This window comes from Thermococcus radiotolerans (assembly GCF_002214565.1).
In the GTDB taxonomy this organism is placed as follows: Archaea; Methanobacteriota_B; Thermococci; order Thermococcales; family Thermococcaceae; genus Thermococcus; species Thermococcus radiotolerans.
The window spans coordinates 121,595-146,470 of record NZ_CP015106.1; the positions used below are offsets into that span (position 1 = coordinate 121,595).

The following is a 24,876-nucleotide window of genomic DNA, read 5'->3' on the forward strand; positions in this document are numbered from 1 at the left end:
ACCAATATTTATAAAGGTTTGGTACGCCATACTGTACCAAAATTGGATATTCAAAGCTCCCCCTTCTTCCTCAGCATCGCGAGGTAGCTCGTGAATGCTCCTGCGGAGATGGTGTCCCCCAGGCCGACGGTTGAGACGGGATTTCTGACGAGCCTCGTCGGGATTATAACGACCTTGTACTCCCTGGTCCTCAGGCGCCTCTTCGCCTCCTCAAAGCGAAGCTTCACGAACTCGCCGTACTCGTTGTATGGGACCTTCATGCCGACTTTTACCTCCTCCGGGCTCTTTATGTCCCCGAGGGAAGCCCTCGCCGCGGCCAGTGTTGTTGCGAGCTCAAGACTGCTCCTCAGCTCATCCTCGCTCAGCGGATTGTCCGAGTGGGTGATGTACATGATGTAGTAAATCGTGTGTATCTGGAGCACCTCGAGGTTCATCTCGTCAACGAGGATTTTGCCGCCCAACACGGTGTCCTCTATGCGGTTGTAGGTGAATATCCTCTCCGCGAGCTTGGAGTAGCCGAGGGCGTTGAGGACGTGGGCTATCTCTGCCTCGTCCATGCCGACGCTGTCCACCAGCGGAAAGAGGTTGTAGATGACCTTCTTTCTGAGCTCGCGATTCTGTATCGAGGCGAACTCCAGATGAACCCTAACGTCCTTCTCCCGCTTGAGCAGGAGTATGTCCTTTTTGGCCTCCCTTAGGTAGTGGTTCGCGTCCTTGCCGTCCGAATAGCGGAGCTTTATCCCCTGATAGCCTGACAGAATGGCCCCATCAACCTGGAGGCCTATCTCAGGTAAGAACCTCTTCAGCTCGGGCTCGGTGTGGATCCTTATGCTCTCGAAGCGAGCTGAGACGATGAACCTGCCCGAGAATGGAACCCGTATCGTCTCGTCACCAAGCCTGAAGGTCGTTCCGGCGCGGAACTCGAAGATGCGGTTCACCTTTATCGGGTCGCCCTCCCTGTAGGCCCCGCGTGGGTGTTTGAAGGCCAGCCTGCCATCCTCGATGACCGGATAGAAGAGGTTGGGCTTTTCCACGAACATCTCGGCCTGCTTCCTAGCGAGGTGGGGGGTGTAGACTATCACCCGCCTGAAATCAAGGTTCGCGAGTAGGTTGGCTATGATTCCGGCCTGGCCGCCCATCCTCTCAACGTCGTATTTGAAGTGAGAATCGAACCATGTGTGAAGCTCCTCGTTGACGAGGGGGACTGCCATGGGCTTCCCGGTTTTGAGGGCGTGAACCAGCCTCGCGACGAAGTCGAGGGGCTCGTTTATCTCCCTAGGGTAATCGTCCATCCTTTTCCTGACCGTTTCGGCCCCAAATTCTTCTATGAGTGCCTGCACAATCTCCCCGTTGAGAAAGGTTATCGCATCGACGTTCGTGTTGTAGGCGGTGTAGATCGAAAGTCCCATGGCCTCCTCGAGGAGCCCCATTTGTATCACCCTCAGTGACTAACGTCTAAGAAATTCGGGTGAATTCTTAAAAGGGTTTCGGAAGCGGTGGATGGAAAAATGTTGAAGGCTCAGAACTCGGTGAAAAGCCTTCCAAGCCAGGGGATTCTCTCCATGACGTCCATCTCTCTCAAAGCGAGCCACAGCGATGCCTGGTTGCTCGTGACGACCGGAATGCCGAGGTCTTCCTCGAGGGGCTCGATTATCTCGAATGTCCGCAGGTTCGTGCAGCTGATGAAGATCGCGTCGGCCTCGTCCATGAAGCTCGCCTTGGCCAAGCGGTATGCCTCGTAGGGTTCGAGCTTTCCGATCTTGGTGTTGTCCTCTATTCCAAGCCCCCTTATGTCGAGTACGTTGAACTCGTTCGCCTCCAGGAACTCCCTCTCGCGGGCGTTTATCTCGTCCGTGTAGGGGGTTATGACCAGCACATCCCTCGCATCGAGCATCTTGAGGGCCTCGACGACGGCCGTGCTCGTGCTAACAACGGGGACGTTTACTTCTTCCTCTATTTGGGACTCAAGCTCCTTCTCGTAATCCTTCCCGCCGATGAACGACCCGCTGGTGCAGCCGTATAGAATCATCTCCACGCCGGCATCGCGCAGAAGCCTTGCCGCCTCGACGGCGAGGGTGTTCATCTTGACGAGCTCCTCCTCGGTGACGTTTCTCAGCGGAACCCTCGCGGTGTGGAGCGAGACCCCATCGGGAAGGGCCTCGTGAAGCTCCATCTCCATGGTGGTGTTTGATGAGGGAACTATAAGCCCGAGCCTACCTCTCCATCCGTACATGCTTTCACCTCTGCGGTGTTACGCTAGGATTCTCTTAAACCTTTGGTTTTGGAAAGGCTGATTAAGGCCGGCGAGAAAGCTCCATGGGTGGTAACGTGGAGCTTGATGACGTGATATTGAAGAGAACCTCCGTGCGGTATTTCGAGGAGAGGGACGTTTCTGAGGAGGACGTGAGGGCGCTGATCGAGGCGGCGATAAGGGCACCTACCGCGAGTGGCCTGGAGAACTGGAAGTTCGTGGTCTTCAGGAGTGGAGACGCGAGGGAGAAGCTCTACAACCTCATAGCGGAGGGCATGATTCGATACTACCGCGCGGTGAACCTGGCGGAGGGGAAGATAGAGAAGCTCAGAAAGCGCATGTACGAGCAGGGTATGTACCGTGCACCTATCTACGTGGCGGTCTTCATCGACAGGCGCGTTCGATTCCTCCCGGGTGAGGAATTCGATGAGCCCGAGTTCATCTGGAGCGTCGAGAGCGCGGCGATGGCGATTCAGAACCTCATGCTCAAGGCCGTCGAGCTCGGCCTCGGAACGGTTTACATCGGTGTTACGAATTTTCCGGGGATAGACGAGGAGGTTCGGGAGCTTGCTGGCCTCGACGAGAACCACTACCTCGTTGGAGTCATCCCGGTTGGCTATCCCAAGGGGGAAGTTAAGCCTAGGAAGAGGAGAAAGACCCTCGATGAGGTGCTGGTCTTCATCTAAACGTTTTTATTCCCTCCCTCTCAACTCCAACTGGTGGAAGGATGATAGAGTTCGTGATATTGCTCGGCGTCATCGGCGGCTGGATAATAGTGGCCTCGACGCTCTTCCTCATGCTGGCCCTGGGCAAGATGTGGGGCCTAGTCGGGGTTCTGCTCCTCGTCGTGGCGATTCAGATAAACCACTGGCTCAAGGGGAAGTACATGCACGCCATAGTCGATGCCACGCCGAGGGCCAAGGCCATAGCCGCGCACATATTCGAGATGAACGAGCTCATCCTTCTCTCGTCCTACCTGATATCGGTGGTTCTCTACGTCGTCATCCAGAAGTACGTGGAGATAGTCATCAAGTTCCCGCACGCACTGGGGTGAGAGCATGAACGTCGTCATAGTCAGATACGGAGAGATAGGAACGAAATCCAGGCAGACGAGGAGATGGTTCGAGAGCATACTCATGAACAACATCCGCGAGGCCCTGGTGAGCGAGGGGATTGAGTTCAAAAAGGTCGAGGCGAAGCACGGAAGGATTCTCGTGAAGACGAATAAAGCTGGAGAGGCCGTTGACGTTCTCAGGCGGGTCTTCGGCATAGTGTCGCTCTCCCCGGCGATGGAAATCGACGCCGAGCTGGATAAGATCAACAGAACGGCTCTAAAGCTCTTCAGGAGGAAGAAGAGGGAGCTTGGCCTCGAGAAGCCGAAGTTCCGAGTCACAGCGAGACGTATAACCAAGGAGTTCCCGCTGAAGAGCCCAGAGGTTCAGGCTAAGGTCGGCGAGTACATCCTTGAGAACGAGGAGAGCGAGGTTGACCTCCACAACTACAACATCGAGGTCGGCGTCGAGCTGATGGAGGGCAAAGCCTACGTCTTCGTTGACAAAATCTACGCCTGGGGCGGTCTTCCCATCGGCACCCAGGGCAAGGTGGTGGCACTGCTCAGCGGCGGCATAGATTCGCCGGTTGCCGCTTTCCTCATGATGAAGCGCGGCGTTGAGGTCATTCCCGTCCACATATACATGGGCGAGAAAACCCTTGAGAAGGTGCGCAAGATATGGAACCAGCTCAAACGGTACGGCTACGGCGGAAAAGGCGAGCTGATAGTCGTCAAGTCCAAAGAGCGTGAGATAATCCTTGAGAAGTTGCGCGAGATGAAGAAGGAGAAGTACACCTGCGTCTTCTGCAAGTACATGATGGTGAGGCACGCGGATAGGATAGCCCGGGAGTTCGGGGCGAAGGGTATCGTCATGGGTGATTCCCTCGGGCAGGTAGCTTCACAGACCCTTGAGAACATGTACATAGTCAGCCAGGCGACGGACCTGCCGATATACCGTCCGCTTATAGGCCTTGATAAGGAGGAAATAGTTAGAATCGCCAAGGAGATAGGAACCTTCGAGCTCTCAACGTTGCCGGAGGATGAGATTCCGTTCATACCGAAGCATCCCGTTATAAGGGGCTCCTGGGAGGAGTTCAGGAAGCTCTATCGGGCGGTTTTTGGAGAGGAGCCCAGGAAAAGGCAGTGCTGAGGTGCTCCCATGGACTTCTCCAAGATGTCCGCGTACATCAGCATTTCCCTTCCCATCCTCTTCATCGTGGGGCTGCTTATCGTCCTGAGCCGGAATCCCTGGTTCTCCTTCACGGGAAACGCCCTGAGCGACATGGGCTCAGTACGGAACCCGGTGAACTACTACTTCAACGGCTTCCTTATGGTCTTCGCTGTCATCGGCTTCATAGCCGCCATTGGCGCTCTGAGAAACGGTCTGTCCTACCTAATGCCCCTCGCGATGGTTTTCCTGTTCCTCGTGGGAGTTTTTCCCGAGGAGTACGCGCCGCACGCCCCGGTGGCGGTTTCCTTCTACGTCCTCGCCCTCGTTGATATAACGATCATCGGGCTGAAGCTCGGCAGGAATGGAATGTCGGCAGGCTACATCTGGAGCGTTCTGGCGGTTCTCGCCTTCGCCCTGATGCTCTATCTCGTTAAGGCGAGGGTTTTCAAGGGGCTCGCGATTCCGGAGCTGGTCGGTGCGGCCACGATACTGGCGTGGTTCGTCTACATCGGCCTGCTCCAGCTGGAGGTTCGTAGGAATTCCTACAGAAACCTTTAAATATCATGATGCTGTAGGAATGGCTACACGGTGAAGGACGTGCCCGTGAACCTTGATGACCTGAAGGAGAACATCCGGGAGTACATAGAAACTGGAGAAGACGCTTTCAAGAAGGGTAGGTATAACTCCGCGTCAATACTGTATTTCAAGGCTCTCGTTGGAATATGTGACTACGTCATCAAGCGGGATCTGAACCTGGAACCCAAGAATCACAGTGAGCGATTTGCGATTTTGAGGCTTCACTACCGTGATCTGTACCGTATCGTCAGCAAGTTCTTTGATTTCTACAGGGATGCATACGAGAGGAGGCTCACGAGGGACGAGGTGGGGGCGTTGAGGAATGAGGTTCTCAAACTTACCGATAGAATTAAGTGAACTGGAGCAGGCCGCGGAGGAATTTAGTAAGGAGCACGGAAGGGTCTTTGACGTGGTTCTCTACGGCTCTGTGACTCAGGGGAAAGAAGCCCCAAACGATTTCGACTTCATGGTACTTCTCACCGGGGCAGATGAGTCGGAGAGGTTTGAGCTTGCCTTCGAGTTCAGGGAGATGCTGATTGACATGGGGTTCCCGCATGAAAGACTGGACGTTAAGGCGATGAACCTCGAGCAAATGTGGGACCCAAACTACCTCGCCGTTCCAGGGCTGGTTATCACCGGCTATTCACTTATCAGGAGGCGTCCCCTTCATGAGCTGATGAACGGGGAGGGATATGCGCTGTTCATTCTCGATGTCAGGGGGATGACAAAAAACGAGAAGAACAAGTTCAGCTTCGCACTCCGGGGCAGGGACGGGAAAACCGGAGTGTTGAGAGACCTGGAGGGACGCTACCTTGCCCCATGGGTCGTTCTTCTTCCCGTGGAGGCCACTTACAGGTTCAAGGAGTTTCTAAAAATGTGGAAGGTGCCTTATGAACTCTATCTGATGTTCGGAACTCTCTACGAGTCAAAAGACTGGAGGATTGAGGAGGGCATCGTGAGGCCTCAACCTTAAGTTGAGGAAAGCTTCATATATTCTCCCCCGCTTTCCTCAATCATGAAGGCAGTGGCGCTCCTAAGCTCGGGCATTGACTCGCCGGTGGCAATCTACCTCATGCTTAGAAAGGGCTTTGAGGTAACTCCGGTTCACTTCAGGCAGAGCGGCACGAAGGAGTCCAAGGTTTTTGAGCTCTGCGAGGTTCTCGGAAGGTACGGAAGGCTGAACGAGCCGGTTATAGTGGATTCTTACGAGGAACAGGCGCCGGTTTTCTCGAGGCTGGCCGAGATTGGAAAGGGGAAGTGGACGTGCCTTTTCTGCAAGTGGACGATGCTGAGGAAGGCCTGTCGGATAGGGCATCGGATTGGGGCAAAGGCGATAATCACCGGCGACAGCCTCGGCCAGGTGGCAAGCCAGACCCTCGACAACCTGCTCATCATAAGCACCGCGAGCGACCTTCCGATTCTGCGGCCGCTCATAGGCCTTGACAAGGAGGAGATAGTCAGGATCGCAAAGGAGATAGGGACGTTCGAGATAAGCATCGAGCAGGAGGAGCCGTGCCCCTTCGTGCCGAGGTATCCCGTTGTTAGGGGCTCCCTCGGTGAGTTCGAGAGGATAAAGGAGAGGCTCGTGAGGGAAGGGGTGCTTTAAACATCCCGTTCAGTTCATGAGGGCATATCGAAACGTCACTGGTCACCACAGGCTGATTATCTTGTAGGCCTTCACCCCTTTGGTAGTCTGAACGTAAACGATGTCCCCTTCAAGTTTCACATTTACCGGTCGTTCCCACTCCTCGAATTCTTTGCAGGCGATTTTGATCAATCCACCCGAAGTAAAAACACAAACCCCATTCCTCTCATTTCCAATCTCATCGTGAAGATAGTACGCAACAGCCACGTATTTTTCGTTAATGTCAAGCGGCAATCTAACCCCAAGTGGATGGCCTTCAATATTGGCAACTTCTTTTCTCTTTACATCATCTCCACTTATGAGGTACAAAAATGCCTTCGTCTCTCCGGAGAAGGTTCCAACACTGTAATACCCTAGAGTGACGTATATCCTGTTATCGACGATCTGAAAGTGCCTCCACCATTTAAGGCTCAGATTGTAATCAAACAATGCCGCATTAATCCCCACTGCAGGGTCGCCAAGGTAATACGAATAAACAAAGATTCCTTCGGGAATACAAATATGCTTCCCCGAGACCCCTTCAAGGGTTATGTTCGCTCTCCCGCTTTCCTCATGGGCGAGTGTGAAATTAACAAAGTGATCTAGCTGGTATTGGTAGTATTCTGCTTTCACTTGAAGGTCTGGTGGACATGGAAAGAAATCTGAGGTGCCAAGGTCATTGGGGTTTATATCCGCCGGATCTATCTTAATGAGAACTCCCTTTGGGAGGATTAAGACGACCGCCAGTACGACCAAGGTTACAATGAGCACCTTTTTGGGTACCATTATGTTTGTCCTCCACGGTTTTCTGGGGAATATTTATTCCAATGTCGTATATGAAAATTTCGCTCTCGAGTTATTAAAGCCACTACCGTAGATTACCCAATTTTGTCCACAACTGTTCGTTTTAGGAAAGTTCTTAAGGCTCCCTCCTCACCCGTTTCCGGTGATGGCAAATGAACGTGTTTAAGGGCACCCTCGAACTGTTCGAGAAGTACAAGCCGACCCCCTGGTCAAACTCTCAGCAGAGAGGGGGGATGTCTTTTGCCAAGTTAGAGTTCTTTAACCCGTTCAGCAGGAGCATAAAGGAGGGGGCCGTTTTTAACATGCTTACGAAGGCCCTGGAGCGCGGGGACATCAACGGCACCGCTCTTTTCGAGGCCACATCCGGCAACGTCGGAATCGCCATGGCGGCGCTGGGCAACGTTTTCGGGGTGAAGTTCAAGGCATATCTGCCGAGACCAACGCCCAGAGCGACGCAGGTTCTCCTGAAGGTTCTGGGCGCGGAAGAGGCCATCGAAGGGGCAATCCGCGTTGCCAGGAGCGGCGGTCTTCTCGTAGGTCTCAGCTCCGGTGCCGTTTTCAGGGCCTATGAGAAGATCGCCGGAGAACTCGGCGAGAAAACCTACGTCCTCATCTTCCCGGACGATGGGTTTAAATACGTGGAGGTCTTTGAAAACCATTTGGGGATGACATGAAGCGTCTGAGGGTTGCCTCGTCTCTCCTTTTTCTCAGCGGTTTTCTGCTCCTCTACTACGCCTACTACCTAGCCTCACCGATCTACCTTACCTTCGCGATATTCAACATGGGGCTCGGATACGGCGTGGGGATTGAAAACAAGACCGCAATCAAGGTAGCCCTCGTATACGCCGGCGTGACGTTCTTTTTCTCCCTGCTGTTCCTGATAGCCGGCAACCCCATGGCCCTGGTTGAGGTGGCGATAAGCTTCTTCATAATCCACGATATCCTGAGCTACATCAAGGTGGTGGTGCAGGAAGAGGAGGCCGAAGAGGGCCCGGAGACAGGTACTGAGGAGTGAATGGGTCGTCTCTCGAACCGGTTTTGCGGTTCTTGGTGCGGTTTGCGGAACCGTTTTAAGAGTTCGATAAAAAACTTTATACTGGGGGTGGACACCATGGGAGAGAATCTTGAGAAAACCGTTTTTGGGTACGCCGAGACCATCAGACCCGGTGAACTGGTTCTCGTGGAGTACACATCCAAGGAACCAGTTTACCTGCTTCTCTACGAGGTTCTCAAATACGCGAGACACAATGGCCTTCCCTACGTAATAGTTGACGTGCTCGACGGGTTGCACGTCGTGAGGGCCCAGTTCAGGTTCGCGGGCCTCGATACGTCCCCAATCGATGGCGCTCCAGTGATAAAGATCGGCGGAAGGCTGGACACAGGCAGGGTCCTGGCAAAGATTGACGAGGTTACGGAGCTCCCGATACTGAAGAGGCGCTTCATGGAGCTCCTTGAGAGCATCGGTGAGGAGATGGGCAGGGAGTCTTTAATCAGGATTGTGATCGGGGCCACGGAGCTTCTCCAGCAGCTGGAGAGCGACCCGATGAGGCGCGAGGAATTCTTTGCCAGCATAATAAGGCCGATGGTTGGAAACCCCAGAAGTAGAGGCCTCGTCTTCATCAACAGGAAGCGCGTGGAAGGGCCGTGCATTAAGGAGGTGGAGGAGATTTCCACCCGTGTCCTAAGAACCCGGGTCGAGGACGGACGGTTCGTGGTGGAGGTCGTCAAGTCGATTTACTTCGATGAATACGGTACCGAAGTGGCGTTTGAGCCAGGCACCATGGGAGGCGGCCAGAATGACGGCGAATAAAGCCGTGGAAGAGGCCATTGAGAGCATCGGACTCCTTCAGCCGGGAGAGGTTGTGGTGGTGGAGTACGATTCCCTCGCCCCGGTTCATCTCGCGGCGTCCATAGCCCTCCTCGACCTCAGCGGGGAGAGGCATATTATAGTCAACGATATCTTCGACCAGCTCCACGTTATACGAGCCCATCTTTCGATAATAGGCGTTGACACTGGGTGGATGGACGAGATACCCGTGATTAAATTCGGGGGCGTTCTCCATACGGGCAACGTGATCAAAAGGATAAGCGTGCTCAAGGCAGCCTCGATATGGCACAGGGAGTACCTGGAAGCCCTCGAAGCCTCCCGCGGGCTGAAGTTCGTGGTGACGCTGGGACTCGAGAAGCTCATAACGGTTAAGACAGACATTCCCTCCGCCTCCATGTGCCGCATGTGCATGGCATCATCCATGGGCTCGGAGGACGTGATTATGATGGCGTTCGTCAACAGGGAGATGCTCCCCGAAAGTGCCCTAGAGGACATAAGAGAGCTGGCCAGCAGGGTTTTCGAGCTCAGCTTCAGGGACGGCAGGCTCGTGCTCCGCGTGGTTAAGTCGCCCGCCCTTGAGCGCTACGGCTCCGAGTTCTCGGTCAGCGCCAGTGAACTCGTGGAGTACCTCAAGGGGAGGAGTGGCGGTAAATAGTATCTCAGCTAACGGGGATGCGGGGATTGAGAACCGGCTCCAAGGCCCTCTACCTCATCCTTATCGCGGGATTCTTCGCGATCCTGGGCTCCACCATGAGCAAGTCCCCCACGCTTCCCCTCTACGCCCAGAGCATCGGGCTCGGAAAGGAGGAAATCGGCCTCGTTGCTGCCGCCTCGACGGTTACGGGCATCTTCATAAACTTCGCCTCGGGCCTTCTCAGCGACGTTTACGGGAGGAAGAGGCTCCTCAAGATGAGCGGCTTCGTTTTTCTCAGTGCACCATTGCTGTACTTTCTCGCGGGCGATGCGTTGAGCCTCGCCCTCGTCAGGGTTTACTACGGCGTTGCGACGGCCATCTTCGTCCCTGTGTCCTTCGCTCTGGTCAGCGATCTCTATCCTGGCAGGAAGGGCACTTTCATGGGGTTCCTGAGCTCATCAACCCTCGTCGGCCGCGCCCTTGCCCCTGTCCTCGCGGGAAGCATCATATACTTCCTCGGCTTCTCTGTGGTCTTCGTTCTCTGTTCGCTGACTGGCCTGGTGGTTTTTGCCCTCACTTTTAGGTTCCCCGACACGGGGGGCGAGCTCAAGAGGTTCGAGTTCACGTTCAGTGGAGAGCTCCTCCTGATCGGCCTTCTAGATGCGGCCGTGTACATGGCCTACCAGGGCATAGAAACCTTCCTGCCCCTCTTCTACTACCTCCAGGGCAAGGCCTGGCTCTCCGGGCTGATACTGACGGTGGAAATCGCCATAATGGCGGTCGTTAAGCCCTACGCGGGGTACCTCAGCGACAGGATTGGCAGAACGAAGCCGATAGTGGTTGGCATGACAATGGTTGGCCTGGCGATGTTTGCGTTTGCCCTCTCCGACTCCCTTCCGCTGGTGGTTCTGGGTGCGGTAGTCTTCTCGGTGGGCGCCTCGATAAGCGAGGCCTCGACGAAACCCCTGGCCACAGAAGTCTCAAAGCTCCGCGGAACCGCGCTGGGGTTCCTGGAGAGCATAAAGGACATAGGTCAGGCGCTGGGGCCGGTTTTGATAGGGTTCCTCGGCCTTAGAAGCGGTTTTACATTCATAGGAATATTCGGGATCCTGTCGCTGGGGCTGTTCCTCTTCATCCTCTCGAGGAAGAAAACTTGAAAAAAGAGGGGTCAAGCACACCTCTCCCTGTACTCGGTGATTATCTCCTCCTTCTTCTCGGTCGGCTCCTTGACGATTATCCTGGCGTCAACGACGACGGCACCCTTGCCCTTCTCGTAGACGAAGACCGGGTTGAGGTCCATCTCCTTGATGTAGTCGTCGAGGTCGTCCACGAGTTCGCTGACCTTGAGGAGAAGGTTGACTATGGCGTCTATATCAGCGGGCTCCTCTCCACGAGCTCCTGCGAGAATCGGGTAGCTCTTTATCTCCTGGATCATCTTCCTGGCGTCGCGCTCGGTTATTGGGATTATGCGGAAGGTGACGTCCTTGAGAACCTCGACGAAGATTCCACCGAGACCGAACATGAGTGCGTGTCCGAACTGCGGGTCTTCGGTGACGCCTATGATGATCTCCCTTCCGACCTTGAGCATCGGGGCTATGAGAACGCCCAGGATTTCAGCGTCCGGGCGGTATTTGCGCGCGTTCTCGTGGATGACTTCCCACTTCTCCTTCAGCTCCTCGGGGGTCTTGATGTTGAGAAGTACGACTTTCGCGTCGCTCTTGTGGAGAATCTGCGGGGACATCAGCTTCATGGCAACGGGATAGCCGATTTCCTCGGCGTACTTGAGTGCCTCGTCAAGGGTCTTGGCGAGCTTTTCCTCCGGAACCGGGAGGCCGTAGGCTTTGAGAACCTGCTTTGCCTCGTACTCAACGAGCGAAGTCCTTCCGGACTTCAAAACCTCTTCAATAACTTTAAGGGCTTCCTCCTTCATGATACCACCACCGGAAGATTGGGGGGTCAGGCCCCCCTCCTGAGGTATTCAGCGTACTTAACAAGGCCCGCCAGGGCGCGAACACCCCTCTCTGGGGTCGGGTAAACGGGAACTCCCTTGTCCTCGAGGATTCTGGCGTAGTGGTCGGTCTTCTTACCGCCCATGGCAACGGCAACGATCGGCTTGTTGCTCTTCTTCTGGTACTCGGCCAGGATGTCGATTATCTTCTCCTCCTCGAGGAGCGGGACCTGGAAGAGAACTATCACCACTATTGCGTCAACGTTGGGATCGTTCACGAAGCCCTCGATGGCGATTCTGTACCTCTCGGCATCGGTGTCGCCGACGACGTCGGTCGGGTTTCCTGCCACCGCGTGCGGCGGGAAGTTCTCCTTCAGATACTTGAGGGTCTCCTCGCTGAGGTCGGCCATCTTAAGGCCGAACTTGGCAACCGCATCGCTGGCCATAACGCCGGCTCCACCGCCGTCGGTGATTATTCCTATCCTGTCGCCCTTCGGGAGCTTGTCCTTAAGCGCGGCAAAGGCCTTCGCGAGGTCGAACATGTGCTCGAAGTCCTCGGCGCGGATGACACCGGTCTGCTTGAAGACGGCATCGTAAATCGTGTCGGCACCAGCGAGTGAACCGGTGTGGGAAGAGGCTGCCTTCGCTCCGTACTCGGTCCTTCCGCTCTTGAGGGCTATAACCGGCTTGACTTTCGTAATGCGCTTGGCGGCCTCTATGAACTTCCTGCCGTCCTTGACACCCTCTATGTAGAAGGTGACGACGTTTATGCCCTCGTCGTGGATGAAGTAGTCCATCAAATCGGCGTCGTCGACGTCGAGCTTGTTTCCGTAGCTGACCATCTTTCCAATGCCGATACCCGCTCCAGCAGCCCAGTCAAGCATTGCCGCCGCAAACGCGCCGCTCTGAGTTACGAACGCTATCGGTCCGCTCTTCGGCCTGTCCATCTTGCTCTCCGGCAGGAAAACGGTGTCAACGCCGGTGTCCGGGACGTAGACGCCGACACAGTTCGGGCCGATGACCCTTATCCCGTTGGCCTTGGCTATCTCGTATATCTCGCGCTCCAGCTTCTTTCCTTCCTCACCGAGCTCACCGAAGCCGCCGGTGATGATGATAACTGACTTTATTCCCTTCTCGGCTATGTCCTTCATCGTGGCGGGCACGAAGGGAGCTGGAATCGATATAACGGCCAAATCGGTGTCATCGGGGAGCTCCTTAACGCTCTTGTAGACCTTGTAACCCTCTATCTCGTCGAGCTTGGGGTTCACGGGGTATATGTTGCCCTTGAAGATTCCGCGCTCCTTGTTCATCTTGAAGTTCTCAAAAATGACGTTTCCAACTTTACCCTTCTTGTTTGTTGCGCCGATGATAGCGACCGCCTTCGGGTCGAAGAAGGGCCTCATTTCCTCAACTATCTTTTCCACCATTGGTATCCCTCCGCCAGAAACTGCTTCTCGCAAGAACTTCATTTTAAATGTATAAAAGAGTTGCGTTTTGTAAAAATTGGACGCCAATGAACTGAAACGTCCATCAATGCAGGCTTTTCAAAAATTCGAGGCTTCTCCTGGCAGATTCGATGTCGTTGACTTCGAGGGCCCACGTTACCCTCGGGAGCCTTGGCAGCACCCTGACCCAGGGAACCGTGCCGTCACCCAGGGCGAGGTGCTCATCCCTCTCGCCCCGGTTGTCGTGGAGGTGAACGTGAACTATCCTGTCCCCGAGGACCTCCAGGAAGCGCTCGAACTTTCCGGTTGTCGTGTTAAGGTGCCCAACGTCGAAGGTTACCCCTATCTCGACGTCCCCGAGTATCTCCCACAGCCTCTCGCACGTCTGGGCATCGAGGATTACGAAGCGCGGCATGTTCTCGACGCCGATCTTTATCCCGTACTCAAGCCCCCATTCGGAGATTTTCCTCAGGGATTCCCTGTGTATCTCCAGGTACTTCCTCCTGTTCTTCACGCTGATCGGCGAGCAGTGCCCGGGGTGTATCGTGACCGAGAGTGCATCGAGCTCGGCCGCCAGTTCGATGGCCTCCCGGATTACCTCCAGCGATGCCCTCCTCAGCCTGTCGTTGAAGGAGCCTATGTTGACGTCGCTGAATGGTGCATGGACTGTTCTCTTCATGCCCCAGCCGTCAAGAACCTCAGCGAAGAGGCGGTAGTTGTCCCTCGTCAGGTAGTGGGGCCATTCGCTCAGAATCTCGATGAAATCAAAGCCCAGCTTTCTCGTCCTCCGAACCCACCCCTCCAGCCCGGAGAGGTCCCTTCCGGAATAGGCCGTCATGGAGAGACCTATCATTCAACCACCCACCATCAGCTTAGCCATGAGCACGACGTAAATCGTGCCGAATATATCGCTGTTGTTGGATATAAGTGGTATCGCCACGTGGTCGGGGTCTATGTTCTTCTGGAAGAGGAAGTAGGAGACCGTGTAGGAGTAGAACATGATGAACAGGACCATGAACGGGTACGTGAGAACTATCATCCAGGCGGAGCTCGGAACCGTCATCCCGGTAGTTAGCTTCACAAGGGCGATGCCTATGAGGAGCTTCGTCGTTCCGATGACCGGCGCCGTCGTGAATAGCGCTAGGATGTCTGTGAGGGGCTTCCAGCAGATGAAGCTCTCTATCTCACCGAGGTGGAGCTTCGTCGAGGTTTTCGCGGCTATTATGGAGCCGTAGTTTCCGAAGCTGCTGAGGAGTGAGGGGTAGATGAAGCTCAGTATGACCGACGCCTGGATTATCCCGCTGAACTTGGCGAGTATTGAACCGGATATCGTCGAGAGGAGCGCTAGCCCGGTTATCGTTATGAAGACCTGCCTGAGCTCAACGAACTCCGCCTTCCGGACCCTGCTTATAGCCGCCACGACCGCAAAGAGGGCCAGCATCGCGTAGTTGAAGAGCCTGAATCCCTCCGGTGAGCGCTCTATGAGGAGGATGAACAGCACCAGCGAGGGAACCGTCAGGAAATCGCCCATTGAAGCGACCAGCGGTGCCGCAACGCTGTCCGGATCGGTGCCGCGCCTGAAGGAGAATATCGTGACGAATGAGGTGAAGTAGCCGAGGATAAAGGACACGAGTATCGTCGAGGTAACGACTATGAGGAGGACGTCGAGGGCGTTCTTCTTTACCCCCGTGGCAACGCTTATGGCCCACAGCATGACTATCGGGATGAGCGAGATGAGCATTCTGAGGACTATCTCCTTGAGGACCTTCCTATCGCGAAGGGAGGGCTCAAGATCACCGAGGTAGAGCATCGTGGAGAAGCGCGATGCCATGGAACCGAAGACGTTCCCGCGGAGGCCCATCATACCCGGCAGAACCACCAGAAGGCCGGGAAACTGAGTTCTTATCGTCTCGAAGTACTTACCCAGAAACGTACCGCCGAATAGGCCGAATATCTGCGAGGTGAACAGGGACGGCAGCGTAACCCTGTAGGCTTCTCCAATTTTATTCCGAAGTTCCAAAAGTATAGTCTCCCTCATTGGTTTTCTGACCTCTAAGATGATAGAGAAGTGAGCTATTAAAATTTATGCGAGAGTCCCCGCTAAGAGAACCACGTACAATGTTCCGAGAACATCGGAGATCGTTGTTACAGTAGGTATTGCAACATTATCTGGATCTATTGAGTGGGTGTACGCAATGTACGCCACGCCAATACCTATCAGGGCGTTAACGATGACTAGGAGAGGATAAGTTATCACGAATGCCCATATCACATCTCCATATAGCCCAACGAAATGGGAAACGTAAACGGCTATAAGATTGGTGAGGATGCCTATGACAGGTGAAAGCAGTAAAATCGTGCCAATATCTGCCACGAAATTCTTGTCCCTTAGCTCAGAGGGGCCAGCCAAGTTTAGGCGTGTGGATGTTGTTGCAGCAACTATCGAAGAAAAATTCCCCACACTGTCTAAGATTGAGGGATACATTATGCTGAGAATTATGACCCTAGATATGACCTTGCTGTAGTACTCCAGGGTGGAGCCTGAGAAGATTTCCATTATGGCGAGTAGTGTAAGTACCAGTGCTATTTCCCGAAAGGACTTCCGGTACTCTCCAGTAAACCTTGATCGAAGGATGAGTATCCCGAAGAGGGCGAGCATGAGTGCTGTGAACGTGTAAAACTCTCCTGGGTGTTTCTCGTAGAAAAATATCATGTACACCAGGCTTGGTATGGTTATCACATCGGCCACTGATGTTATCAATGGGGCCGCGATTGTATCGGGGTCAACTGAGTGCCTGTAGGGTATAACTGTAATAAATGCCGTCGAGTATCCGAGGAGAATGCCTATGAACAGGGCGGAGGATACAACAATCGCTAGGACAACAATCGCTGAATGGGAAAATCCCAGCTGAAGAACTCCCGCGACCCAGAGAATCATCAAAGGAATACTGGAGCTCGTTATTGCCAGTGTTATGTTTGTTGTCACCTCTGGGTCTCTGATCCCACGAACCTTTCCTAAGTATAGGGCCGTGGTAAGTCTTGACGCCATAGAACCAAAGACGTTTCCCCTGAGATCCATCATCCCTGGCAGAATCACGAGAAGGAGGGGATAGTGTGTTACTATCTTATCAAAGTTCTTTCCCAGAACTCCCCCACCCACAAAATCAAGAGCCAAGCACAGGAGAAGTGCCGGAAACGTGACGAGAAACGCTCCTCTCAGCCTTTCGCCCCAGTTGCTGTAGCCGGCGGTCCTGTTCTGGACTATCACTGCTATCACGCTCCATCACTGCCACCTCCGGACTTCAATTGATAGAACGCGTATAAAATTTTCGGCGAAAACTAAATAAGATTTCCCCCCCTTCCTCACATCGGTGAGAACCGGGTGGAAGAGTGGGACGAAATTGAGGTTCCAAGGAACGTTAAGGACATCTTCGTTGAAATGAAGAACACCGCGGAGCTGATGGTTGACCTGGCCTACTCCTCCATACTCTTCAACGAGGAGGAAATGGCCGAGGAGGTGCTTGAGCTTGAGGAGTACCTCGACCTGCTCAACTACCACCTGATGGTTCATGCGGTTCTGGCCGCGAGAAGCCCCAAGGAGGCGGAGCAGATAACGTCCATCCTCCACATGGCGCACGCCATAGACGACATGTCCAACGCCGCGGCCGACCTGGCGAAGATGGTCTTGGAGGGAGTCGAGCTCCATCCGGTCATAACCGAGGCGATACTGGGCAGCGAGGAGATAATCGGCAAGATTTTCGTCTCCGCCGAGTCCATACTCGTCGGAAAAACGCTGGAGGAGCTGGACCTCGCCACCAACACCGGGGTCTGGATAGTGGCCGTTAGAAGGGGCAAGCGCTGGATTTTTGACCCCGACGGGGACTTCAAGATATTCCCCGGGGATATACTCATCGGAAGGGGCACGAACACCTCCATAGACTACCTCAAGGAGATAGCCAGGGGCAACATCAAGGTGATGGGCAATGAATGAGCTTGAGGAGATTAGGAACTGCCTCATAGAGATGAAGGATCTGTCATCGCTCATGGTCGATCTGGCGTTCTCCTCGGTCATGTACAACAGCGAGGATATAGCTGAAGAAGTTTATCTCCTCGAGGAGCGCATGGACGAGCTGACCCTCAAGGTCAAGAAGCTGGCCCTCCTGCTGGCCAAGAGGGAGGACGATCCCCTCAAGCTCCTCAGCGTCATAGACATGGCAGACATAAACGAGCAGATAAGCGATGCCGCCTACAAGATTTCCGACCTCGTGTTGAGGGACGTCGAGCCACATCCGATAATCAGGAGGATAATGGAGGACACTGAGGAGGAACTCGGAAGGGTAACGGTTCACGAGGGCTCCGTTCTCCATGGAAGGACCCTCGCCCAGCTCAAGCTCCCCAGCAAGATAGGCACGAGGATACTCGCCATAAAGCGCGGGAGCAGGTACATCTACAACCCCGGAAGGGACGACGTCATCAGGGAGGGCGACGTTCTCATAGCGGTTGGCTCCGACCTCGACAAGCTGAGGAAGCTCGCCGGCGAGGAAGTGGAAGAGGAGGAATGACTTTCCTTATTCGAAAACTTTTTATCATCTTAGATGGTTTTAATTTCGATGCCGATGCAAAGGGACAAAGCGTTCCTGCTTGCACTGCTGGTACTTGTGTTGCTGGCGTATTCAACGTCCTGGCTCCATGGTAGGACAGTTTCCTCATCTGGCAGGATAAGCGACGCCACACTGGACACGTGGGGTTTTGACATCAACGCGAGCAACCTCTCCTGCATCCTGGGTCGAGAGAAGTTGGTGGGCTTCTACTCCTTCAAAAACTGGAGCGACATTTTCATAGAGCTTTCCTACTCCCCATCGGCTATGCGGAACGTGGGGTGCGACGATTTTCTGATATCCGGTGAGTTCGTCCTCCGTCTCAGGCCAATGAACGATTCGATAGCGATAAGGCGGGTTCTCTTCGTGGCGGAGAACGTGAGCAACGTCTCCGTTGACCCCATATTTCCCAAGCAGGTGGGGGTCATGTACTTCAAAACCCCGGACGGCAATTTCGAGGTAACCGAGGCTCACGTGCCCGGTCTTGAAATATGGCAGGCCATCAGGGCTGAGGCATTGAAACCAACGTGGGGCGAGCCCCTTGACCTAACACCGGTTATTCCTCTCGACATCAGGAAGGAGGAGGATGTGGGCACTATCGAGGCGAGGATGAGGTTCAGGATAGAAGTCGAGTACCTCGTGAGAACCGGCTTCTTTAAATCGGAGAAGAGAAAGATTGGGATAGAGATACCCGCCGTTTACCGTCTGTACGGACTTGAGAACTGTCCCTACGAGTGCGAACCCTGAGCCTTCCCCTTTATGTCCGCATCGGTCACCAGACCCTTCGCGTAGGGGCACAGCTCCCTCAGCGGACACTCGTTACACTTCGGCCTTATCGGGTTGCATATTCTCTTTCCGTGGTCCACCATCGCGTGGTTCACGTATATCCACTTCTCGTAGGGAATCAGCTCCGCGAGGTACTCCTCAACCTTCTCGGGCGGAACCCTGGGCGGAGCCAGGCCGAGGCGCTTGCTTATCCTGTTCACATGGGTGTCAACGGGTATCGCCTGCCTGCCGAAGCCGTAGGCCAGGACTATGTTGGCGCACTTCCTCCCGATTCCAGGGAGATTCATCAGCTCCCTAATGTCGTCTGGAACCCTTCCGCCGTACTTTTCGAGGATTATTTGCGACGCCCTCACGATCCACTCGCCCTTGGTCTTCCAGAGGCCGACCCCGTTCTTTTTCAGGAACTCCTGCATCTCCTCAACCGGCGTGTTGGCTATCCTGTGGATGTCTCCGTATCTCTCAAACAGCCTCTCCCAGACCTTGTAGGTTACCTCATCCCTCATGCGCTGCGAGATTATGCAGTGTATCAGCGTTCTGTAGGGGTCGCCGATGAGGAGCTTCTCCCTGGGGTGCGTCTCCATCAGAATCTTGACGATTCTCTCCGCACGCTTTCTCTTCTCCTCCCAGCTTTCATCGAAGGTGAACTTTTCAAGGCTTAACGAGCCTGATTTTGCTTCCGCCATGGATTATCACCACTGTCCCTTTGGAGACCCTAACTCTGTTAAGTTCCTCGAACTCATCGCTATAAATCTTTTGCCCATTGTGGTTCAGAATCAGAACCTTACTTGCAAGCACAACAACGAACCCCTTTTCAAAGGGGATTACATCCCTCACGGATTCATCGAACTCAAAATCAACGACTTCAACCTCGCCCTGCGAGAACTCTATCCTAGTACTCCTGTTCACCTTCAGCGGCGAGGGCTCCGCTAGGACGACCTTGAAGCGGAGGGACTTCCCGAGGAGCTCGACTTCGATTTCCTCTCCAGTTCTGAGTTCCTCCCCGATGAGCTTGCCCTTTATGACCTCGCTGAAATCCGCCGGCAGTTCGGCCTCGAAGAGGGGCTTTAGAACGGCCCTCATGGTATCACCACTGAATCCTCGAGGTGGTGGGTAATAAGCGTTCCCCACCGCAATCTTTTTAAGCAATATATCGTTCGATATATTGGGTGAGATAATTGGAGCGTCCGAGCTTCAAGGGTTATATGAAGATACTCGTGCTGGACCTCCTCAGGGAGCCAAAGCACGGGTACGGGATAATGTCCGAACTAGAGAACCTCTACGGGATAAAGCTGAGCGCAGGGACTGTGTATCCGATACTATCCTCACTGAGAAGGAGCGGCCTCATCGAAGTCGCCGGAACGGGGGCGAGGGACAGGAAAACCTACATAATAACCGAAAAGGGCCAGACGTACCTAGCGGAGCATGAGGAGGAACTCAGGGAGATAAAGGCGAGAATGCGCGCCTACAAGGCATTCCTCGAGCTGGGAGGCGACGAGCTGAGGGCGGCATTCAGGGAGCTCTTTGAGTCGATGGATGAACTGACGGACGAGCAGAGGGAGAGGATCAGGGAGCTATTCACAGGCTGCGCGAGGGAACTCCGGTTGATTCTACTTGGAGGTGGACGGTATGAACGCGATTGAGGTTGAGAACCTGGTGAAGAAGTACGGGGATTTTGAAGCCGTTAAAGGAATATCGTTCAACGTGAGACAGGGCGAGATATTTGCCTTTCTGGGCCCCAACGGGGCCGGGAAGACCACAACCGTCCACGTCCTCACCACGCTGTTGAAGCCGACCGCTGGAAGGGCCATAGTTGCTGGTCATGACGTCGTGAAGGAGTCGATAGCGGTTAGGAAGAAGATAGGCATAGTCTTTCAGGACCCGAGCGTTGATAGAGAGCTTACCGCATACGAGAACATGCTCATCCACGGCAAGATATACGGCCTGGGTGGAAATGAGCTGAAGGAGAAGATAGAGCGCCTCCTCAAGTTCGTCGAGCTCTGGGAGTTCAGAAACAGACCTGTCAAGACCTTCTCCGGCGGAATGCAGCGCAGGCTTGAGATAGCCCGCTCGCTGCTCCACGAGCCTGAGATCCTCTTCCTCGACGAGCCGACCATAGGCCTCGACCCGCAGACTAGGGCCCACATCTGGGACTACATAAGGGCCATGAAGGAGGAGCACAACATGACGATTTTCCTCACCACGCACTACATGGACGAGGCGGAGCAGCTGGCCGACAGGATAGCCATAATGGACCACGGAAAGATAATCGCAGAGGGAACGGCGGAGGAGCTGAAAAAACTCGTGGGCAACGACATAATCTACCTGAAGCTCCAGAGCCCGAAGGAGGAGCTCAAGTGCCTCAAGGCTGACTTCATCAAGGGCTGCAAGATGCTCCCGGACGGTAGGATACGGCTTGACGTGGACAACGCCGCCGAAGCCCTGCCAAAGCTCTTTGAGCTGGCGAAGGAAACAGACGTTAGGATTCTCGAGGTCACCTATCATCGGCCGACGCTCAACGACGTCTTCCTGCATCTGACGGGCAGGGAAATCAGGGACGAAGGCGGCGAGGGGAACGTGGCGAAGATGATAATGAAGGCGAGGATGAGGAGGTGATGGCATGCAGGTCTTTCTCACAATGATATACCGCGAGCTGAAGCGCTTTTCCCGCTCGCGGGCGAGGGTCATCGGGAGCATAATCAATCCTCTCATCTGGCTCATATTCTTCGGAAAGGGCTGGAGCGGCGTCTTCAACAATCCCATGGCGGCCCCGATATTTGGCGGCGTCGACTACATGACTTACCTGGTGCCGGGTATAATCGCCATGACGGTCTTCAACATGAGCTTCATGCAGGGTATAACCATCATCTGGGACAAGCAGTTCGGCTTTCTGAAGGAGATCCTCGTCGCCCCCGCGAGCAGAACGGAAGCGATACTCGGCAGAATCACCGGTGGCGCTTTGATGGCCATGATACAGGGCGTCATAATCCTGGCGCTCAGCTTTTTCCTAGCAGACCTCAAGGTGAGCGGAATCCTTCCGGCGCTGGGCCTCAGCTTCCTGGTGGGCCTCGCCATAGCGGGCATGGGGGTTGCAATAGCCCTCAAGATGAGCAGCATGGAAGGCTTCCAGATGATCGTCATGATGATAATGCTCCCCATGACGTTCCTCAGCGGGGCCTTCTATCCAGTAAAGACGATGCCGGAGTGGATGCAGTGGCTGGCCAAGGTGAACCCGCTGACGTACGCGGTGGACGGCTCGCGCTACTACCTCGCTGGAGTCGAGCCGACGTTTGGAATCGTTACGGACTGGGTCGTTCTCATCGGCCTGGCGGCGCTGTTTGCCGGAATCGCGGCACTGGGCTTCAGGAAGGCGACGATAGACTGAGGGGAGGGAAGATGAAGAAGCAGATGCTTACAATGCTCTGCGTGGCCCTTGCGGGCCTCATATTCATCCCCACCGTCTTTTTTAACCAGCCGCTCTTTGCCCTGGCGGGAGCGTTCTTTGACTGGCTCCCCCTCCCGACGGGCTGGATGAAACCCGGAGGGGAGATAAACAGAACCTTCCTCAAACTTCACGTGGCGGTGACGCTCGTAGCCTACGCGATATTCGTCGGGTGGCTCGTCACGGGAACTGCCACGGTGGGCTTCGCCTTCCTCGAGGTCTGGTGGGTGGCGGTAATCTTCGGCGTGCTGATGGGCTACTGAAGTTTTCATTTCCGGTCGAAATCTTTTTAACTTTTGGACGTTTTAATACTCCGGGGGAAAATGAACGGTGAGGTTCTTCCCGCCATAGCGCTCGCAGTTGGCGTCCCTTTCTTCGGCATCTACCCAGCCTACCTCTTCCGAAAGGGAGGGCTCTCGCTGGAATCCCTGCTGGTCTACCTGGCCTTCACGGCATGGGCCGTCATGGTGGCCCTCGGGGCAATCCTTGACAACGGCTTCCTCCTAATCGGTTCCTTCGTTGTCATGCTGCTCACCGCCGGACTCGCGATTGCGTTCCGACGGGAGATGCTGAGGGACGCCTACTCGGTGGAAGTTTCTCCAGGTGAACAGCTCAGACTCCGCTGGCTGGTGGCGCTTAATCCATCGTTTTGGATATGGCTCGCGTATCGCTACGGGGCAACGCTGGCGGCCATCCTCAACGTCCTCACGACCTATCTTATAGTCCTGGGAACCCTTGCCCTGCTGAATCACCTCATCGGCGGCACCTTCCCCCTGAAATCCTTCGCGGTGCTCTATGCGATTATCATGGTTTTTCAGTTCAGGTGTGTGTATAGGAGGCTCTACGAGAAAACCGGAATTGACTGAACTCGATAGCCTTAAATCCCGAAGCGCGTAGGAAAGGCCGTGGGTTCGATGGCGGAAGGGGCCGAAGCGGGTGGAGAAGTCTCTAAACGGGAGGAACTGGAGGAGCTCGAAGAGGCACTGAGCGTAGCCGACCACGTTCATAACATCTTCGTGATGGCGCTCATAGTCTCCACCATAACCTCGGGGGTTATATGGATCTACGAGAGGGCCTTTCATTCGAAGGCGGTTCCCATTCCCCTCGAGATACAGGCGATGGTGGTTTTCCTCGTGGCCTTCGCCGCGACCTTCTACATAACAAACGCGAGAAAGATGAGGCACGGCTACGCCATCACCGGGGCCGTTCTGCTGTTCCTGGCCCTCTGGGGCGTTGAAACTGTTCTCAGCAGGGTCGAATCGGCGGAGGAGAGGATACTGATAGTTTCATCCCTCATCCTTGGAATCATAGGGCACGTTCTCTACTCGAACAGAAAACTGATGGAAAGGGTCGAGTGGCTCCTGATGCTGCTCCTTGGGGGCATCCTAATCGCCGTGCTCCTCGTCTGGCTGTTCACCCTTCAAGCAGGCCCTTGAAGCGTTCGTAGCTCTCCTTGAATGCCTCCAGAACGGGGAGCTTTTCACCGGCGAAGAAGCTCAGCATCGCGCCGCCGCCTGTGGAGACGTGGCTTATGCCCGTTATGTTGTGCTGGTATATGCTCGCTATCGAGTGGCCTCCCCCGACTATGCTGAAGGCTGGACTCTCTCCTATCGCCCTGAAGACGCCGACGGTGCCCACCGCGAACTCCTCGCGCTCGAAGACGCCCATCGGGCCGTTTGCGACTATTATCTTCGCTCCCATAAGCACCTCGCGGTATTTCTCAATGGTTCTTGAACCTATGTCAAGTATGGGATACTCGTCGAACAGCCATTTCTCCTCGCTCAGCAGGTCAACTTCGACACGCTCCCCCTTGTAATCAACGGCGAAATCAACGGGAGTTCTCACGTAGGGATAGAACTCGTTGAGTATCTCCTCCGCCCAGTCCACCAGTTCGAGAAGGCTCCTCCTCTCCATGAACTCGAGGTTAGAGTCGCCGAGATGGAAGCCCTTGGCGAGGGTGAACACGTGACCCACCAGTCCCCCGGTGAGTATGACCTCGGCCCTGCCGTTCCTCAGCACGTTCTCCGCCACGCGGAGGGAGTCGTCAACCTTCGCACCGCCGAGCACGTAGACCCTCGGCTTCTCCTGGGTCTCGTAGGCTTTTGTGAGGGCCTGGACCTCCCTCTCCATGAGGAAGCCCATTATCATGGGCTTCAGCCTTGCGAACCCCACCAGGGAGGGCTGGCTCCTGTGGGCGGCGGCGAAGGCATCGTTCACGACGTAATCGATCAGGGGTGCGAGTTTTCTCACGAAAAACGTCTTCTCGCAATCCTCAATCGGCTTGTATTTGACCTCCTCCGCGGCAAAGCGGAGGTTCTCTAACATAAGGGCCTCGCCGGGCTTTAGGGCTTGTATCTTCTCGCGGGCGTATTTTCCAAAGATGTCCTCAACGTACTCCACTTCCTGGCCGAGCAACCCGCCCAGTATCTCGGCGTGCTGCTCCGTGGTGATGTAGTCCCCCTTGTATGGCTTGCTCTGGTGCGTCCCTATGACGAGTTTGGCCCCGTGCTCGAGGAGGTATATTATCGTCGGGAGAACCGCTCTAAACCTGGCGTCGCTGATTATCCTTCCGTCCTTGACGGGAGAGTTGAGATCGGCCCTCAGAAACACTGTCCTGTTGTGATAGCTGAAGTCCGTGAGCCTGAACATTCCATCACCACACCGGTGTTAAATTCCTCCCGTTAAAAACTTATTTTGAACACTTCGGGTGATAATGAATTT

At 54.8% G+C, this 24,876-nt stretch carries 32 protein-coding genes; 21 read left to right on the plus strand and 11 right to left on the minus strand.

The features are described from left to right. Nucleotides 1–50: 50 nt before the first annotated feature. Nucleotides 51–1,430: an ADP-specific phosphofructokinase gene (gene pfkC / locus A3L10_RS00735; RefSeq protein ID WP_198362078.1), complete on the minus strand. Its 1,380-nt coding sequence runs from the start codon at nucleotides 1,428–1,430 to the stop codon at nucleotides 51–53. An 89-nt stretch (nucleotides 1,431–1,519) separates the two neighbouring features. Further along, nucleotides 1,520–2,233, minus strand: coding sequence for a maleate cis-trans isomerase family protein (locus A3L10_RS00740; RefSeq protein WP_088865943.1), 714 nt, complete (start codon nucleotides 2,231–2,233; stop codon nucleotides 1,520–1,522). A gap of 95 nt (nucleotides 2,234–2,328) precedes the next feature. Between A3L10_RS00740 and A3L10_RS00745 the strand changes: the two genes are divergently transcribed. From A3L10_RS00745 to A3L10_RS00775, 7 genes are read left to right on the plus strand one after another with little or no spacing between them, the layout of a single operon-like run. Continuing rightward, nucleotides 2,329–2,937, plus strand: a complete 609-nt coding sequence (locus A3L10_RS00745) for a nitroreductase family protein (RefSeq protein ID WP_088865944.1) — start codon at nucleotides 2,329–2,331, stop codon at nucleotides 2,935–2,937. Between the two features lie 41 nt (nucleotides 2,938–2,978). Then, the gene (locus A3L10_RS00750) at nucleotides 2,979–3,305 is read left to right on the plus strand and encodes a hypothetical protein (RefSeq protein ID WP_088180714.1); all 327 of its coding nucleotides are present in this window, start codon (nucleotides 2,979–2,981) and stop codon (nucleotides 3,303–3,305) included. A 4-nt stretch (nucleotides 3,306–3,309) separates the two neighbouring features. Further along, a complete protein-coding gene (gene thiI / locus A3L10_RS00755) occupies nucleotides 3,310–4,452 on the plus strand; it encodes a tRNA uracil 4-sulfurtransferase ThiI (RefSeq protein WP_088865945.1) in 1,143 nt (380 codons plus the stop codon). A gap of 9 nt (nucleotides 4,453–4,461) precedes the next feature. Further along, complete coding sequence (locus A3L10_RS00760) at nucleotides 4,462–5,031, plus strand: DUF998 domain-containing protein (RefSeq protein WP_088865946.1); 570 nt, start codon at nucleotides 4,462–4,464, stop codon at nucleotides 5,029–5,031. A gap of 30 nt (nucleotides 5,032–5,061) precedes the next feature. After that, nucleotides 5,062–5,406, plus strand: coding sequence for a hypothetical protein (locus A3L10_RS00765; RefSeq protein ID WP_232460994.1), 345 nt, complete (start codon nucleotides 5,062–5,064; stop codon nucleotides 5,404–5,406). Next, nucleotides 5,372–6,022: a nucleotidyltransferase gene (locus tag A3L10_RS00770; protein ID WP_088865948.1), complete on the plus strand. Its 651-nt coding sequence runs from the start codon at nucleotides 5,372–5,374 to the stop codon at nucleotides 6,020–6,022. The genes A3L10_RS00765 and A3L10_RS00770 overlap by 35 nt, the downstream gene beginning before the upstream one ends. Nucleotides 6,023–6,064: 42 nt before the next feature. After that, a complete protein-coding gene (locus A3L10_RS00775) occupies nucleotides 6,065–6,655 on the plus strand; it encodes an adenine nucleotide alpha hydrolase family protein (RefSeq protein WP_088865949.1) in 591 nt (196 codons plus the stop codon). A 42-nt stretch (nucleotides 6,656–6,697) separates the two neighbouring features. Here A3L10_RS00775 and A3L10_RS00780 read toward each other — a convergent pair whose 3' ends face one another. Then, entirely contained in the window at nucleotides 6,698–7,429 is a 732-nt protein-coding gene (locus tag A3L10_RS00780; RefSeq protein WP_157726847.1) for a hypothetical protein, read from the minus strand. A gap of 200 nt (nucleotides 7,430–7,629) precedes the next feature. On the opposite strand from A3L10_RS00780, the gene A3L10_RS00785 reads away from it, so the two are divergent. The 5 genes from A3L10_RS00785 (at nucleotide 7,630) to A3L10_RS00805 (ending at nucleotide 11,096) form a co-directional block, all read left to right on the plus strand. After that, complete coding sequence (locus tag A3L10_RS00785; RefSeq protein ID WP_088865951.1) at nucleotides 7,630–8,151, plus strand: pyridoxal-phosphate dependent enzyme; 522 nt, start codon at nucleotides 7,630–7,632, stop codon at nucleotides 8,149–8,151. Then, nucleotides 8,148–8,492: a hypothetical protein gene (locus A3L10_RS00790; protein WP_088180706.1), complete on the plus strand. Its 345-nt coding sequence runs from the start codon at nucleotides 8,148–8,150 to the stop codon at nucleotides 8,490–8,492. Before A3L10_RS00785 ends, A3L10_RS00790 begins: the two co-directional genes overlap by 4 nt. A gap of 96 nt (nucleotides 8,493–8,588) precedes the next feature. Further along, entirely contained in the window at nucleotides 8,589–9,287 is a 699-nt protein-coding gene (locus A3L10_RS00795; RefSeq protein ID WP_232461035.1) for a DUF257 family protein, read from the plus strand. Then, nucleotides 9,274–9,960, plus strand: a complete 687-nt coding sequence (locus A3L10_RS00800) for a DUF257 family protein (RefSeq protein ID WP_157726851.1) — start codon at nucleotides 9,274–9,276, stop codon at nucleotides 9,958–9,960. The genes A3L10_RS00795 and A3L10_RS00800 overlap by 14 nt, the downstream gene beginning before the upstream one ends. 17 nt (nucleotides 9,961–9,977) lie before the next feature. Then, nucleotides 9,978–11,096, plus strand: coding sequence for an MFS transporter (locus tag A3L10_RS00805; protein WP_088865954.1), 1,119 nt, complete (start codon nucleotides 9,978–9,980; stop codon nucleotides 11,094–11,096). A gap of 11 nt (nucleotides 11,097–11,107) precedes the next feature. Here A3L10_RS00805 and A3L10_RS00810 read toward each other — a convergent pair whose 3' ends face one another. The 5 genes from A3L10_RS00810 to A3L10_RS00830 all read right to left on the minus strand — a co-directional run bounded on the left by A3L10_RS00810 (nucleotide 11,108) and on the right by A3L10_RS00830 (nucleotide 16,609). Then, nucleotides 11,108–11,869 (minus strand): acetate--CoA ligase family protein, encoded by a 762-nt coding sequence (locus tag A3L10_RS00810; RefSeq protein ID WP_088865955.1) that lies wholly within the window; start codon nucleotides 11,867–11,869, stop codon nucleotides 11,108–11,110. 26 nt (nucleotides 11,870–11,895) lie between these two features. Next, a complete protein-coding gene (locus A3L10_RS00815; RefSeq protein ID WP_088865956.1) occupies nucleotides 11,896–13,314 on the minus strand; it encodes an acetate--CoA ligase family protein in 1,419 nt (472 codons plus the stop codon). 103 nt (nucleotides 13,315–13,417) lie between these two features. Continuing rightward, the gene (locus A3L10_RS00820) at nucleotides 13,418–14,185 is read right to left on the minus strand and encodes a sugar phosphate isomerase/epimerase family protein (protein ID WP_088865957.1); all 768 of its coding nucleotides are present in this window, start codon (nucleotides 14,183–14,185) and stop codon (nucleotides 13,418–13,420) included. After that, entirely contained in the window at nucleotides 14,186–15,370 is a 1,185-nt protein-coding gene (locus A3L10_RS00825) for a magnesium transporter (protein ID WP_088865958.1), read from the minus strand. A gap of 45 nt (nucleotides 15,371–15,415) precedes the next feature. Then, on the minus strand, nucleotides 15,416–16,609 hold the full coding sequence (locus tag A3L10_RS00830; RefSeq protein WP_088865959.1) for a magnesium transporter: 1,194 nt from the start codon (nucleotides 16,607–16,609) through the stop codon (nucleotides 15,416–15,418). Nucleotides 16,610–16,714: 105 nt separating this feature from the next. On the opposite strand from A3L10_RS00830, the gene A3L10_RS00835 reads away from it, so the two are divergent. Genes A3L10_RS00835 through A3L10_RS00845 form a run of 3 tightly spaced genes read left to right on the plus strand, consistent with a single transcriptional unit; the run spans nucleotide 16,715 to nucleotide 18,677 of the window. After that, complete coding sequence (locus A3L10_RS00835; RefSeq protein WP_088865960.1) at nucleotides 16,715–17,323, plus strand: potassium channel family protein; 609 nt, start codon at nucleotides 16,715–16,717, stop codon at nucleotides 17,321–17,323. Then, complete coding sequence (locus tag A3L10_RS00840; protein WP_088865961.1) at nucleotides 17,316–17,894, plus strand: potassium channel family protein; 579 nt, start codon at nucleotides 17,316–17,318, stop codon at nucleotides 17,892–17,894. Before A3L10_RS00835 ends, A3L10_RS00840 begins: the two co-directional genes overlap by 8 nt. 48 nt (nucleotides 17,895–17,942) lie before the next feature. Next, nucleotides 17,943–18,677 (plus strand): hypothetical protein, encoded by a 735-nt coding sequence (locus A3L10_RS00845; RefSeq protein ID WP_157726853.1) that lies wholly within the window; start codon nucleotides 17,943–17,945, stop codon nucleotides 18,675–18,677. On the opposite strand, the gene A3L10_RS00850 is transcribed toward A3L10_RS00845, so the two are convergent. Both A3L10_RS00850 and A3L10_RS00855 read right to left on the minus strand, forming a co-directional pair. Next, entirely contained in the window at nucleotides 18,659–19,399 is a 741-nt protein-coding gene (locus A3L10_RS00850) for an endonuclease III domain-containing protein (RefSeq protein ID WP_088865963.1), read from the minus strand. The two genes, A3L10_RS00845 and A3L10_RS00850, sit on opposite strands and share 19 nt — an antisense overlap. Further along, on the minus strand, nucleotides 19,365–19,796 hold the full coding sequence (locus A3L10_RS00855; RefSeq protein ID WP_088865964.1) for a DUF6849 domain-containing protein: 432 nt from the start codon (nucleotides 19,794–19,796) through the stop codon (nucleotides 19,365–19,367). The genes A3L10_RS00850 and A3L10_RS00855 overlap by 35 nt, the downstream gene beginning before the upstream one ends. A 95-nt stretch (nucleotides 19,797–19,891) precedes the next feature. Between A3L10_RS00855 and A3L10_RS00860 the strand changes: the two genes are divergently transcribed. The 6 genes from A3L10_RS00860 to A3L10_RS00885 are packed head-to-tail and all read left to right on the plus strand — an operon-like array spanning nucleotide 19,892 to nucleotide 23,591. Further along, nucleotides 19,892–20,356: a PadR family transcriptional regulator gene (locus A3L10_RS00860; RefSeq protein WP_088865965.1), complete on the plus strand. Its 465-nt coding sequence runs from the start codon at nucleotides 19,892–19,894 to the stop codon at nucleotides 20,354–20,356. Then, the gene (locus A3L10_RS00865) at nucleotides 20,343–21,329 is read left to right on the plus strand and encodes an ATP-binding cassette domain-containing protein (protein WP_088865966.1); all 987 of its coding nucleotides are present in this window, start codon (nucleotides 20,343–20,345) and stop codon (nucleotides 21,327–21,329) included. Before A3L10_RS00860 ends, A3L10_RS00865 begins: the two co-directional genes overlap by 14 nt. Before the next feature lie 4 nt (nucleotides 21,330–21,333). Beyond that, nucleotides 21,334–22,098, plus strand: coding sequence for an ABC transporter permease (locus tag A3L10_RS00870; protein ID WP_088865967.1), 765 nt, complete (start codon nucleotides 21,334–21,336; stop codon nucleotides 22,096–22,098). Nucleotides 22,099–22,109: 11 nt separating this feature from the next. Then, a complete protein-coding gene (locus A3L10_RS00875) occupies nucleotides 22,110–22,418 on the plus strand; it encodes a hypothetical protein (RefSeq protein WP_088865968.1) in 309 nt (102 codons plus the stop codon). A gap of 60 nt (nucleotides 22,419–22,478) precedes the next feature. Further along, nucleotides 22,479–23,021 (plus strand): hypothetical protein, encoded by a 543-nt coding sequence (locus A3L10_RS00880; RefSeq protein ID WP_088865969.1) that lies wholly within the window; start codon nucleotides 22,479–22,481, stop codon nucleotides 23,019–23,021. A gap of 48 nt (nucleotides 23,022–23,069) precedes the next feature. Continuing rightward, complete coding sequence (locus A3L10_RS00885; RefSeq protein WP_088865970.1) at nucleotides 23,070–23,591, plus strand: hypothetical protein; 522 nt, start codon at nucleotides 23,070–23,072, stop codon at nucleotides 23,589–23,591. Here A3L10_RS00885 and A3L10_RS00890 read toward each other — a convergent pair. Next, nucleotides 23,569–24,804: a phosphoglycerate kinase gene (locus A3L10_RS00890; RefSeq protein ID WP_088865971.1), complete on the minus strand. Its 1,236-nt coding sequence runs from the start codon at nucleotides 24,802–24,804 to the stop codon at nucleotides 23,569–23,571. The two genes, A3L10_RS00885 and A3L10_RS00890, sit on opposite strands and share 23 nt — an antisense overlap. Nucleotides 24,805–24,876: the final 72 nt, after the last annotated feature.